Below are 12,483 nucleotides of genomic sequence, written 5' to 3' on the forward strand. Positions count from 1 at the left end.
ATGAAGGTTCTGTCGACGTGCCTTGTCACCACGGTCCTTGGCGGCACAGCCGTCGAGGCCGCCGCCCTTACCAAAGCGGAAAAGGTTGCACTCAAGCAGGCGGTCGTCGCCTGCAAGGCCGAGGCGAAGGGCAAGAAGATCAAGTGGCTGTCCCGCCGCAAATACGTCAACCAGTGCGTCGTGGCGGCGCTCAAGGAACATCCCAGCATTAGTATCGCCCGCATGCTCAAGGAGAACCCTGAGCTGACGAAAATTCCGGTGGAGCAATGGCCGGGGTATTAAAGTCTCATATCGCGGCTTGACGCCTTCGCTTGAGTATGCGCAAGGCGGCTAGCGCCAACTCGGGCTATTTCGACGTCGCACGCGCCAGGAAGTCCGTGAGCGCGCGGCGATCTTCGGCCGAGCCGATCTGCTGCTCCGGCATCTTCGTGCCGGGCGTATAGGCGTTCGGCCCGATCTCGAACAATTTTGAGACGGTCTCCGGCGTCCAGACGATGTCCATCGTCTTGAGTGCGTCGGAGAAGCGATAGCCCGGCAGCGAGGCGATCCTCCGACCGAACAGTCCGGCAAGGGTGGGACCGGCGCGCTGCACCTCCGTCTCCGACAATGTGTGGCAGGCGACGCAGGCCCTGAAGATTTCGGCACCGTGGTCGTCGGCATAGGCGGCGAGCGGGTCCCTCGGCGTGCCCACCACGTTCGATCCGGCCGCCGCGCCAGTCAGTGCATTCCAGCGCCTGATCTTGCCGTCGGCGCCGCCGGTCAGGAGCGTCACGCCATCGGGCAGGAATGCCACCGACCAAACCGGCCCGCCCAGCCCGGCGAGCGTGCGCAGCACGCTGCGCGCCTTGCGATCGACGATCGCCACCGTGCCGTCAATTGCCGCTGCGGCGATCAAGGCGCCGTCATGCGAGACTGCCAAGGCGACGATTGGAGTGGCGCCGGCCGTGACCTCGCCGCTTGCCTTGCCGTCGGCCGTCATCATGCGCAGCTTGCCGTCCGCTGCGCCGGTGACGATTTCGCCGTCAGGCGAGATGGCCACGGCATTCAGCGGCAACGGCACCGTGACGACCTCGGCGCTGCCGTCCGGCAGGCGCCAGATCCGCACCGTCAGATCGTAGCCCACGCTCACCAGCGACTGTCCGTCGGGGGCAAAGGCCACGCCATTCACGTTTTGCGAGTGACCTTGCAGCACGCGCGAGCCCCCGTCGGACAACGACGAGAGCCGCACGGTATGGTCCCACGAGGCGGATGCGAGCTTGGATGCATCGGGCGAAACGGCGAGCCCGACGATGGGTCCCGTATGGTCCGCGAAAACCCGGTCCGGCTGCGGCCGGCCCGACGTCCAGATGGCAATCCGGCCATCCGCACCCGCCGTTGCCATTCTTCCATCGCCGAGGAAGGCGACCGCGTTCACCGCACCCGAATGGAAGCGAAGGACCTGATCCGCGGACTCGGTTGCCAGCGACCATCGGATTGCCGCAGTGTCGAAGCTGCCCGACAGAATCGTCCTGCCATCGCCTGAAACGGCGATCGCGCGGACAGGTCCGCCGTGTCCGGCCAATTGCGCTTGCGCGGGTTGCAGCGCAAGAAGCAGCGATGCTGTTACAAGGAACGTGGCGAGACGCAAAATCAAATCCATGGCCGTCGGAGACACTCGCAGCGCAGCCCCCAAGCCATTCTGCCCGTTTTTGCTGCCCGGCCAAAGTGCTCCCCTGGCGTCCATCGGCCCCGCCGGCGATCATTCTGGAAATCTGGCGTGTCCATGGGCGACGGGCTTGGCCCTTGGCAACAACGTGCCCATTTCACCAGTAATCAACAAGGGAGCTCGTATTCGGTTTGGGGTGCGACAAGCGGCGCCTTGAAGAGCGGCCCACGCGGTCGCAGTCTTGGTAAAGGCGCCTCACAATCGAGGTCGAACATGCAAATACATCCGAAAGCATATCTGCAGTTCATCTCGCGCATTTGGCATTCTCGCGTGTTGCCGCCGCGGGATCGCAATCCCACCAGCCGGGACGCGTCGCCACTGCTCATCTACATCGCTGCGGTGTTGGCGCTGCTACTGGCAATTCTGATAGTCGATCGCCACGGTGCGCCGTTTCAATTCCCAGAACATGTCGGCGATCCCGCTGAGATCAACCCGATCTTCATGAGTTTTTGAAACACAGCGCGCGACGGGGGCTGCGCAAGCGAACAACCCGTCCGACGCGTCGCGCTGTTCAACGCCAGACGATTTCCAGCCCGCTCATCCCGAACCGAATGCGTTCGGATGCGACGGCACCATTCTCTCTATTGCTGAGTTCCCCTCGGAAACACCAGCGATCGATCGTCGAAATCTTCAACCGGCAGCTTGTCTTGTTCTTGCACAGCGGGCATCCCTGCCACCGATGTGTGGCTCACGGACGATGGATGCGATCTCGGGACATTCGTCGCAGCCAGAAAAAGCGCGAGGGCGGTCAGGCCGGCGATCATCAGGAGCTTCATGCGGAACCTCCGTTGGTTCTGGGAGAGTCCTGACTAGTGCAGGATTCGACGTCCCCCTGTGAGATCGCTCACAACTCTCCTTTTGTTGATCAGCGCTGGAGCCGATGCGCTCCGGCTCCAGCCCCTTCCCAACCCGCCTATGGCAAATCTTTCGGGCGCGGCCACAAGCCGCCTTCGGACCAGGATTCGGATTCATCGGGCGACAACGGATCCGCGCCACCGCCGGTCCGTGCGGGATCGACGTTGAGCCATCGGCGCAATTCGAGCTTGCCGATCTGGTTGCGGTGGACCTCGTCGGGGCCGTCGGCCAGTCGCAACAAGCGAGTCGTCGCGAGCGCTGCCGAAAGGAAATGGTCGTTGTTGGTGCCGCCTCCCCCGAACGCCTGGATCGCCCAGTCAACAATGGTCTGCGCCATGTTCGGCGCGACGACCTTGATCATCGCGATTTCCTGCCGCGCTGCCTTGTTGCCGACCGTGTCCATCATGTAGGCCGCTCTGAGCGTCAGCAGCCGCGCCTGGTCGATCTTCATGCGCGCTTCGGCCACGCGCTCGAGCGTCACGGTTTGCTCGGCGAGAGGCTTGCCGAAGGCGACGCGTTTCAGCGCGCGTCGGCACATGCGCTCGAGCACGCGCTCGGAGAGGCCGATCAGCCGCATGCAATGATGAATGCGTCCGGGCCCGAGCCGACCCTGCGCGATCTCGAACCCACGCCCCTCGCCGAGCAGCATGTTGGCGGCCGGCACGCGTACATTGGTGAATATCACCTCGGATGCACGATCCGGGACGCCGTAGAAGCCGAGCACGGGCAGCGAACGGACGACATGCACGCCGGGCGTCTCCTTCGGCACGAGGATCATCGACTGACGCTTGTGACGATCCGGATTCTGCGGATCGGTCTGCCCCATGAAGATGATGATCTTGCATCGCGGATCGGTGGCGCCGGTGGTGTACCATTTGCGACCGTTGATCACGTAATCGTCGCCATCACGGACGATCGAGCTGGCCACATTGGTCGCGTCGGACGAGGCAACGTCGGGCTCCGTCATCGCAAAGGAAGAACGGATCTCGCCGGCCAGCAAGGGCTTCAGCCAGCGTTCCTTCTGCGCCTCCGTTCCGTAGCGCAGGATGGTCTCCATGTTGCCCGTGTCAGGGGCGCTGCAATTGAAGACCTCGGGAGCAAGATGCGAACGTCCCATGATCTCGCACAGCGGGGCATATTCGAGATTGGTCAGCCCGTCCTCGTGAGCGGGTAGAAACAGGTTCCACAGGCCGGCCTGTTGTGCGAGCGGCTTCAGTTCCTCGACAACCGGGTGCACAGCCCAGGGCCCGAGCCGCTCGGCCTCCTGATAGTATCGGCGCTCATTCGGATAGATGTGCTCCATCATGAAGCGCTGGAGACGCGCGGCCAGTTGCTGGCTGCGCTCGCTTTGGGTGATATCCATGTAGATTCTCCTTACCGGCCGCGTAGGCCGTCCCTGAGCGTGTTTCGGGTGATTTTTCCGGATTCCGTCTTCGGCAGATCGTCCAGCACGCGAATGTCGACCGGGCACTTGTAGGCCGCCAGTCGCTCGCGGCAGAAGCGCGAGAGCGCGGCAACATCGATCACGGTGCCGGGTTGAGCGGAGACGAAGGCGACCACCGTCTCGCCGCGATAGGGATCGGCGGCGCCGACGACGGCTGCTTCGCGCACGCCCGGAAAGCCATAGATCACGTCTTCGACTTCGCGCGGCCAGACCTTGAAGCCGGAGGCGGAGATCATGTCCTTCTTGCGGTCCACGAGGTAGAACCAGCCGCTCTCGTCAAAGAAGCCGACGTCGCCGCTATGCAGCCAGCCGTTGGTCAGCACCTCGTCGGTTTCCGCCGGCTTCCTCCAGTAGCCGGCCATCACACCTGAGCCACGCACAACCACCTCGCCATGCGCGCCGGGTCCGAGCGGGCGGCGCTCGTCGTCGACGACGATCGCATCGACGCCCGAAGTCGGCCTGCCGATCGACAGCGCGCCTGAGTCGGGATCGACCGGAATCCGACCTTCGTTGGGCGCAAGATGGCTTGCAGAGGTCAGTTCGGTCATTCCATAGGAACTGCGGATCGCCCGTCCAAACCGTTTCGCAAAGGCATCGATGACCGAGGGCGCGATCGGCGCGCCGCCGGAATAGATATGTACGAAGCTCTCGAAATGCCGGCTCGTTGCGTCAGCCTGGTTCATCAGCGCGATGTACGCGGTGATGGCACCGACGATGAATGTCGGCCGCCATTCAAGGAAGGCATCGAGCGCGACCTGGGGCTGGAAGCGATAGGTCAGCACCATCGCTGCACGCGCGGCAAACGCCGCGACCATCTGGATCTCAAAGCCGGTGATGTGGAACAGCGGCGCGACCCCAAAGATGCACGACGTGCCGTTCAATTCGAAATGATCGCAACAGATCAACGCGGTCGCCACCAGATTGCGATGCGTGAGCATGGCGCCCTTTGGAACGCCCGTGGTTCCGGAGGTATACAAGAGAAGGGCGATGTCGTCGGACGTCAGAACCGGTGCCGGTGGTGCGGCTGCATTTTCGGCGAAAACCGTCGCCAGCGCCCGGGCCTGCGGAGCTGCGCCCGGCACCGGCAGCACCCGGACATCGTTTCGCAGCTGGAATTCCCGAGCGCCGGTCCAGAACACCAGCTCGGAATCGACCGAACCGGCGGCCAGGAAAACGTTCTCCCATTGATCGTCGTGGCAGATCACCGCCTTCGGCTCGCAATCCCCGAACAGCTTGCGAAGCTCTGGCGTGCGGTACATCGGGTTGAGGCTGACGACGATGGCCCCGACCTTCCAGGCCGCTACGCTGACGATGACGAACTGCGGCACATTCTGAAGAATGACGGCGACCCTATCGCCGCGCCCGACTCCTTTTTGCGCGAAGCGGGCGGCGAGCCGGTCGCTGAGCCGATCGATATCGGCATAGGTCTGCGTCGCATCGAAATAGAACACGGCCGGCGCCTCGCGCGGCGCGGCTCGAAACAGATCAAGCGCCGTCCGCCTTCCGGGATCGGGCGGAGCGACCGATTCCCCGAGCCGCGCGCGCAGCCGGCCCGCGGCTTCCTCGTAAGCGCGTGCACGCGACACGGAATCCAGGTCGACAGTCATCGCCGCTTGCCACCACTGTCGCAACGATGGCAGCCCCGTCCGGGCCGGCGGCCGCTATAGCCCGCCGCCACCTGGCGCAGCAGGAACCGTGGCAAAAGGCGTTCGCCGCCACTACTCATTGGCACTTTTTCCTCGATAGACCGAGCCGAGACGCGCATGCGGAAGCGCGGCACGGCTTGCAAGGGGCGGCTGGGCCGCCCCACTCTCTTTTGCTTGAATGACAACGCGCGTGCGCCGGATGTGGAGACGCACCAACACCTGTGCAGCTTCGACATCGCGCGCCCGGATCGCGTCCATGATCAGGACATGCTGGGGATCGGAGAACGGAAACCCGTCCTTGGCATAGGTCTCGCTCACAAACTGTCGCCGGAAATGCTGCGTGCTGTTCCAGAAGCGTTCGACCATCGCGAGCAGTTGCGGCATCCGCGCCCGCGAATAGGTCCGTAGATGAAACTCCCGATCAAGCTGGATGTACTCCTCGAGCGTGGTGACCTGCTCAAGTTCGCGCACAATGCGGTCAAGCGTCTCGATATCCTCGTCGGTCAGATTTGGAACGCTTTCGCCGATGGCAAGCGGCTCGACCGCTTCACGGATCTTGTAGATCTCGATCGATTCTTCCGAATTGACGTCCGCAATCCAGGCGCCACGGTTCGGCGCCATCACGACGAGCCCCTCGTTCTCGAGCTGCTTCAGCGCCTCGCGCACGGGAATGCGGCTGGCTCCGAAATGGGCCGCAAGAAGCTCCTGCCGAATCCGCGTGCCTGGCCGCATCTCGCCGCTCAGCACCGCGCTGCGAATCTCGCTTGCGATCCTCTCGCTCATCAGGCGACGGGACTCCGGATCGTCCTCATTGCCGTCCCGCGTCATGTCCTTCCAATGGGGAGGCCGCTGATAAGGACTCATGAAAGGCCCTCCTTCAATGAATGGCCGCGTACATGATCTTGTCCTCGGTCGCATCAGCCCGTGCCATTTCCTCGACGATACGTCCGCCGCGAGCGACCAGGATCCGATCCGAGATAGCCAGAATCTCCGGCAGATAGGAAGAAATAACGACAACCGCCTTGTTCTCGCGCGCCAGCCTGCGAATCGCCTCGTGAATTTGTGGAATGGCGCTCACATCGACACCACGCGTCGGTTCGTCGAAGATGACCACCGTAGGCTCCTGGGCCAGAGATTTTCCCACCACGACTTTCTGTTGGTTGCCGCCGGAATATTCGACAATCTTCAGCGTCCGCTTCAATGCAGAGATCGAGAGCGCCGAGATCCATTGATCGGCGATCCGTTTCATCTCGCGCGCGGAGTAAAGGAACCGCTTGACGCGCGGCGACGACAGATAGCCAAGATAGATATTCTGATCCACCGTCATCGTCTCGAAGAAACCGTCGACCTTGCGATCCTCGGTGATGTAGGCGATTCCGTCGCGCACCGCCTGCCGCGGCACCCGGTAGCGGATCGGCTTGTCCCGCAGATAGATCATCCCGCCGCGCAGGAAGTTGCGCTTGCGGGCGCCGCTGACGATCTGCGCGATCTCGGAGCGTCCTGCCCCGACCAGCCCGAAGATGCCGACGACTTCTCCATTGAACACCGAGAACGACATGTTCTTGACGATGCTGCCCATCGTCACGTTCTCGACCGAAAGCACCTTCTCACCGCGGGAGGCATGCGGCTTCGGCGCATCCGGATCAGCCCCGTGGGTCGCGTACTGCGCTGCGGTTTCCTCACGGCCAACCATCATCCGCACCAGGGCGTCACGCGTGACGTCCTTCGCCGGTACAGTGGCGACCAGCTTGCCATCGCGCAGCACGGTGATGCGATCCGCGATGTTCAATGCCTCTTCCAGAGCATGCGAGATGAAGATGATCCCGGCGCCCTTCTCTTTCAGGGTGTTGAGAAGATGGAACAGGTGCTGGGTCTCTTCAGGGGTCAGCGATGCGGTCGGCTCATCGAAGATGAAGACCTGGGCGTTGTGGCGAACCGCACGCACGATTTCGACCATCTGCCGCTTGGCGGTTCCGAGATTCTCCACCAGCACCAGCGGGTCGACGTTGAAGTTCATCGATTGCAGCGACTGGGTCGCGGCGATGTTGATCTTGCTGTAGACCGTGACCCATTTCTCCATGCCGAGTTCAAGGTTCTGCGCCACCGTCATCGACGGGACCAGGCTGGATTCCTGGTAGACCATCGCGACCCCACCCTCGAGCGCTTCCTTCGGCGACGCGAACGAAACCTTGCGTCCCTGGATCAGGTAGTCGCCGGAGGTCAGCACGATCGCACCGGCAATCGCCTTGCACAGCGTCGATTTCCCCGCGCCGTTTTCTCCTAGCAGCGCGTGGATTTCGCCCGGCCGCAGATCGAAATTGACACCATCGATGGCGTTCAGACCGCCATAGACCTTGCTGCCATTGACGATCCGCAGCAGCGGGGTCCCTGCCTGTTGTTCCGCCGGCATGGCGTTCATCCTTCCTGCATGCCGCGACCAGGCGGCAGTTCGACGAGGCAATCGCGTCCCTTGGACACCGCCAGCACGCGCGAGCCGATCGGGCGGACGGCGGTGATTCCATGAACCCGACCATCGACGCGGCTGTGCAGCGTCTCGGTCGCCGCGCCCTTGTCGTCGAGCCGGGCGACGAGACCATAGGAACGCGGCGGCGCCCACGGCTTCTGGATACCGAGTTTCTTGATGCGGCCGATCTGGGTCGGTTCGCGCGGATTGAGGCGGCCATCCAGCGCCGGCCCGATCCAAAGCTCAGGTGGCACCGTCCGCATCATCTCTTCGCAGAATGCCCGCTCGCGCAGGACGAATTCGGTCAATTGCGTGCGCAGCGCGAGGAAGGCCATCCAGACCTCACCGTTCGCGCCTCGGGCAAGACGCGCCGGGTAGCCGGTATGATTCTTGACGATCACGCGCCTGTCGTCACCCGTGCGTGAAAAAGCGGTCAGGCGGTGGGTCCAGGATTCGGCGACCCAGACCTCCTTGCCGTCGCCGGATACGACCAAGCCGAGCGGCCATGCGAGCTTGTCCGCACGCACGCTCGCACTGCCGAGCGAGGAATTGCAGGCGATGAGCCGGCCCGAGGGGGCGCGGTTCTGCATCAGGTCGGTCAGCCAATGCTCTGGCCGATTGTTTCGCGAGCCGTCGGTCAGGTAGATCGCCCCGTCCGGCGCGACCGTCACCGACAGCGGACAGGCAATCTTTTCACCGCCGACGCTTTCGAGCTTGCCGATGATCTCGCCAGCCGGCGAAAGCGCCACCAGCCCCACGCCGGAGACGCAGGCGAGCAGCCGGCCGTCCGGCGTGCAGGCAAGCCCGCCGACCGGGCCGTCGAGCGTCGCGAACTCCGTGCGCGTGTTGAAGTCGTCTCCCGTGCAACGCAGGACGTGGTTGCCGGTCGAGACGTAGAGCGCACCGTCCTGCCCGAGCGCAATGTCGTCCGGTCGCTCGATCTCGTCGCCGAGCTGGCGCGCCTGATCGAGCCGCTGGTTCGGGGAGAAGGCGCCGTCGAGCACCGGAATGCCGTGAATTTCCCGGTTCGGGGACAGCACGCGATCGATGATATCGCCAAGCAGAGACATGGCTCAGGCCCTTCCCCAATAGGACTTGTGCGCTTCCCAGGTCGGGTCGGCGTCCTGCAGGCGGATGCGGCCGATGCGGTTGTTCTCCAGACCCCCGATATAGAGATAGCCCTTGTGTTCACGGACCGACGTGATGGTCGGATGCGAAAGCCCGCCTGGATCCCAGAGCGATTCCGTCACCACGCCGTTGTCGTCGAACTTGACCACGCAGCCGTAGTTGATGCCCGGACACAGCCATTCGTCCGGCGGGATCTGCTTGACCATGCGGGTGCGGAAAACAGGGTTGCGCATCGCAAGGTCGTAGACCGGCGTGCGCAGGCCGACGAAGGCGAGCCAGTACTTGCCGTCGGATGCGCGGTTGATGTTGTCGCAATAGCCCGGAAGGTTGTCGATCAGGATTTCGCTGGTGCCCGCCTTCGGGCCGGCGATCCAGAAGCGATTGATCTGGCATAGCCAGGTGCTGGCCCACAGCACCGACTGACCGTCATGCGAAATGCAGATGCCGTTCGGGAACGTCAAGTTCTTGAGGACCGTCCTGGTGGTGCCGGTCTTCGGATCGTGGCAGATCAGCCGGCCGTTGCCGCGCCCCTCAAAGCCGTCGAGCGCCCAGTCGGTCAGTTCATAGCGGGTCGAGGCCTCGCTGAAATAGATCTTGCCGTCGGGCGCGACGTCGAGGTCGTCAGCGAGATAGAGCCGCGAATCGTCCTTGAGGCGCGTACGCGTGCGCGTGGTGCGGTCGGTGACCTTGAAGACCGAGCGATCGGGCTTCACGCCGTAAACGCCCATGCCCGCGATGCAGACGAGGAGGTTCTGATCCCGATCGAACGCCAACCCGAGGGGCCGGCCGCCGATGCGTGCGAATTCCTCGCGCACGGTATAGTCAGGCGCGAGAAAGCGGATGATCGAACCGTTGCGGTTGACGGTGTAGAGGTTGTCCTTGCGGTCAAGGATGATGTCTTCCGGGCCTTCGATCATGTTGAGCGCGATCGCTTCCGCGTTCTTCAGGCGATCGTTCTCCGCGAACGGCGTGCCGCTGCCCCGCTCGACCGACGGCGGCGGCTCGAAATCAACCCAGCTTGGGGTGACGTAGACCTTTTGCAGCACCTTGCCCTTGTTCTTGACCCACTTCACGTTGAAGCCGACTGCAAGCAGCAGGATGATGCCGATGATGGCGGTGGTCAGGTTGCCGGAGATGCCGAGCCGAACCATGCCGCTGGTGAGCATGAAGATGATCGCCGCGCCCATGACGGCGCGCGCGATGGTACCGCGGCCGCCGGCCAGGCTGATGCCGCCGAGCACCACCGCGGCCAGCGCGTTGATCTCCCAGCCGACGCCGGTGTCGGTGCCCGAGCTGCTCTGCCGCGCGGCATAGAGGATCCCCGCCAGCGCCGCGATCGCGCCCGACATCACATAGGCGGAGAACAGCACGCGCTTGACGTTGACGCCGGCGTGGCGGGCCGCCTTGCGGCTCGACCCGACCGCCATGATGTGGACGCCGGGCTTGATGCGGGTGAGGAAGAAGTGGGTTCCGACCGCAAGCAGGATCAGCACCAGCATGTTGAAGGGAATGCCGAGAACCCTCCCCGAGCCCATGAAGTCCCACGTACTGGACCCGCTGTCGATGCTCGCGAGTTCGTTCGTGAACGCAACCGTCACCTTGTTGTAGGCCGCGCGGACGATGATGAGGACGACGAGCGTCGTCAGGAACGGCCGGGTCTTGCCGTAGGCAATCAGGCCGCCGTTGATCGCGCCCATCGCCGCACCGAACAGGACCACAAGCACGATGGTCACGGGCAGCGGCAGCCCGAGGATGAGATACAGATAGAGCGCGAGGAAGTTCGACATCGCGAACACCGCGCCGACCGACAGGTCGATGCCGCCCGACAGCACGGAGAAGGCCATCGCGACCGCGACCATGCCCTGCTCCGCGAAATTCCGCATCAATTCCTGCAGGCTGCCCGCCGTCAGGTAGCGCGGGATCATGATCGCGAAGGCCAGGAAAACCGCGATCGTCAGCGTGAATGGAATGATCGGCTCCATCCAGCGCTTCTCAAGCAGTTCGCCCAGGAACAACTGGGGCGAATGGCGGTGCCAGGCTCGTTGCAAGCTCTTCATCAACAGACTCCGGCGGGCTCGGCGCAGCAGCGGCCGAACGGCGGGACGACACGGGGGATTTGGATCGGCAGCTCCGGCCTGCCCGCGCCGCGGTGGGCGCGGGCGACGGAACGACTTACTTCGCGCCCTTCGGGATGCTGAAGCAGTACATGCGATCGTCCTTCGACTTCACCCAGGCGGGGGTCGTGTAATAGGCGATGTTCTTCGCGCCCGGCTTGTCGCCGCTCTGCAACAGCGCAATCACCGCGTCGGCGATGGTCTGGCCCTGCACGTCGGCGCGATACGACAGGTTCGCGGAGAACGCGCCTTGCTCGAGCAGATCGCAATCCGCAGGCTGGCCGTCGCTGGCGACGAACACCTTCACCTTGTCGCCCATGTTGGCCGCCTTGATCGCCTGCGCCGCGCCCGCGGTTTGCGGTCCCCAGACGCTGAGGATCCCGCACAGCTTGGGATGCTGCTGCAACACGGTTGTCGTGATGTCGCCGGCCTTGTTGGCGTCCCAGCTGGTCGGCTGCGACGACACGACCTTGATCGACGGGTCGGTCTTGAACACCTCCATCGCGCCATTCTTCATGTCGAGCGAATAGGCTGCGGTCGCCTCGCCTTCAAGGATCGCAACCTCGCCGGAGCCCTTGCCGCCGCCACACTGATTGATGACCTCGCGCGCGATCTTGGTGCCGAGATCCTTGGCATCGACGCCGACATAGGCATCGGTCAGGGTATTCGACGCCATGTTGACCTGCACGACATAGATGCCGGCGTCCATCGCACGCTTGAGCTCCTTGGCGAGCAGCGTGACGTTCGGATTTTGCACCACGATCACGTCGGGCTTGTCGTTGATATAGTCGCTGACGGTCTGAAGCTGGATGTCGGACTTCATGTTGGCGTCGCGGGTGACGAGCTTGATGCCGTAATCGTCGAAACGATCCTTCATCACGCGCGTCCATTCGGATTCCAGAACGCCCATCCAGACCGGCGACCAGGCCACCGTCTTGCCCTTGAGCGACTTGTCGAATTTCTCGCGCAGCTGGTCGCGCGGCCCGGCCGCCTGCGATGGCGCCGCCACCAGTGCGGCGGTTGCCACCATCGCCGCCAGCCCGATGCCGGCAAACGCCCTCCTGTGCACAGCTTTCGTCATGTCAATTCCTCCCCTGTTATGTCGGCCGACTGTTGCGGCCCGTTGG

Annotated in this window: 11 protein-coding genes; 2 read left to right on the top strand and 9 right to left on the bottom strand. The window is 63.6% G+C overall.

Annotated features, from left to right (window positions below; translation table 11 throughout):
• Positions 1-282 carry a hypothetical protein gene (locus tag J2R76_RS11990; RefSeq protein ID WP_057017130.1) on the top strand — a complete coding sequence of 94 codons (282 nt, stop codon included), beginning with the start codon at positions 1-3 and terminating at the stop codon, positions 280-282.
• A gap of 64 nt (positions 283-346) precedes the next feature.
• Here the strand turns inward: J2R76_RS11990 and J2R76_RS11995 are convergent, their stop codons facing one another.
• Positions 347-1,639: a c-type cytochrome gene (locus J2R76_RS11995; protein ID WP_057017129.1), complete on the bottom strand. Its 1,293-nt coding sequence runs from the start codon at positions 1,637-1,639 to the stop codon at positions 347-349.
• 117 nt (positions 1,640-1,756) lie between these two features.
• Between J2R76_RS11995 and J2R76_RS12000 the strand changes: the two genes are divergently transcribed.
• A complete protein-coding gene (locus tag J2R76_RS12000; protein ID WP_225646077.1) occupies positions 1,757-2,158 on the top strand; it encodes a hypothetical protein in 402 nt (133 codons plus the stop codon).
• A gap of 128 nt (positions 2,159-2,286) precedes the next feature.
• On the opposite strand, the gene J2R76_RS12005 is transcribed toward J2R76_RS12000, so the two are convergent.
• From J2R76_RS12005 to J2R76_RS12040, 8 genes are all read right to left on the bottom strand, one after another.
• On the bottom strand, positions 2,287-2,481 hold the full coding sequence (locus J2R76_RS12005; RefSeq protein ID WP_057017127.1) for a hypothetical protein: 195 nt from the start codon (positions 2,479-2,481) through the stop codon (positions 2,287-2,289).
• Between the two features lie 137 nt (positions 2,482-2,618).
• Positions 2,619-3,923, bottom strand: coding sequence for an acyl-CoA dehydrogenase family protein (locus J2R76_RS12010; RefSeq protein ID WP_057017126.1), 1,305 nt, complete (start codon positions 3,921-3,923; stop codon positions 2,619-2,621).
• A gap of 11 nt (positions 3,924-3,934) precedes the next feature.
• Positions 3,935-5,611, bottom strand: coding sequence for an AMP-binding protein (locus J2R76_RS12015; RefSeq protein WP_168856833.1), 1,677 nt, complete (start codon positions 5,609-5,611; stop codon positions 3,935-3,937).
• Positions 5,612-5,722: 111 nt separating this feature from the next.
• A complete protein-coding gene (locus J2R76_RS12020; protein ID WP_028345041.1) occupies positions 5,723-6,478 on the bottom strand; it encodes a GntR family transcriptional regulator in 756 nt (251 codons plus the stop codon).
• Positions 6,479-6,527: 49 nt separating this feature from the next.
• Positions 6,528-8,069 (bottom strand): sugar ABC transporter ATP-binding protein, encoded by a 1,542-nt coding sequence (locus tag J2R76_RS12025; RefSeq protein ID WP_253626001.1) that lies wholly within the window; start codon positions 8,067-8,069, stop codon positions 6,528-6,530.
• Positions 8,066-9,184, bottom strand: a complete 1,119-nt coding sequence (locus J2R76_RS12030; RefSeq protein WP_057017124.1) for an SMP-30/gluconolactonase/LRE family protein — start codon at positions 9,182-9,184, stop codon at positions 8,066-8,068. Before J2R76_RS12030 ends, J2R76_RS12025 begins: the two co-directional genes overlap by 4 nt.
• A 3-nt stretch (positions 9,185-9,187) precedes the next feature.
• The gene (locus tag J2R76_RS12035; RefSeq protein ID WP_253623998.1) at positions 9,188-11,299 is read right to left on the bottom strand and encodes an SMP-30/gluconolactonase/LRE family protein; all 2,112 of its coding nucleotides are present in this window, start codon (positions 11,297-11,299) and stop codon (positions 9,188-9,190) included.
• A 115-nt stretch (positions 11,300-11,414) separates the two neighbouring features.
• Positions 11,415-12,437, bottom strand: coding sequence for a sugar ABC transporter substrate-binding protein (locus tag J2R76_RS12040; RefSeq protein WP_028334112.1), 1,023 nt, complete (start codon positions 12,435-12,437; stop codon positions 11,415-11,417).
• Between the last annotated feature and the right edge of the window lie 46 nt (positions 12,438-12,483).

Origin of the sequence: Bradyrhizobium sp. USDA 4532, assembly GCF_024171315.1 — a bacterium.
Lineage (GTDB): Bacteria > Pseudomonadota > Alphaproteobacteria > Rhizobiales > Xanthobacteraceae > Bradyrhizobium > Bradyrhizobium australafricanum.

Excerpts from the sequence above, each read along its gene's own strand:
- J2R76_RS12030 (WP_057017124.1), bottom strand. The coding sequence starts at position 9,184 with ATGTCTCTGCTTGGCGATATCATCGATCGCGTGCTGTCCCCGAACCGG.
- J2R76_RS12035 (WP_253623998.1), bottom strand. The coding sequence starts at position 11,299 with ATGAAGAGCTTGCAACGAGCCTGGCACCGCCATTCGCCCCAGTTGTTC.
- J2R76_RS11990 (WP_057017130.1), top strand. The coding sequence starts at position 1 with ATGAAGGTTCTGTCGACGTGCCTTGTCACCACGGTCCTTGGCGGCACA.
- J2R76_RS12015 (WP_168856833.1), bottom strand. The coding sequence starts at position 5,611 with ATGACTGTCGACCTGGATTCCGTGTCGCGTGCACGCGCTTACGAGGAA.
- J2R76_RS12025 (WP_253626001.1), bottom strand. The coding sequence starts at position 8,069 with ATGAACGCCATGCCGGCGGAACAACAGGCAGGGACCCCGCTGCTGCGG.
- J2R76_RS12040 (WP_028334112.1), bottom strand. The coding sequence starts at position 12,437 with ATGACGAAAGCTGTGCACAGGAGGGCGTTTGCCGGCATCGGGCTGGCG.
- J2R76_RS12010 (WP_057017126.1), bottom strand. The coding sequence starts at position 3,923 with ATGGATATCACCCAAAGCGAGCGCAGCCAGCAACTGGCCGCGCGTCTC.
- J2R76_RS12020 (WP_028345041.1), bottom strand. The coding sequence starts at position 6,478 with ATGACGCGGGACGGCAATGAGGACGATCCGGAGTCCCGTCGCCTGATG.
- J2R76_RS11995 (WP_057017129.1), bottom strand. The coding sequence starts at position 1,639 with ATGGATTTGATTTTGCGTCTCGCCACGTTCCTTGTAACAGCATCGCTG.
- J2R76_RS12005 (WP_057017127.1), bottom strand. The coding sequence starts at position 2,481 with ATGAAGCTCCTGATGATCGCCGGCCTGACCGCCCTCGCGCTTTTTCTG.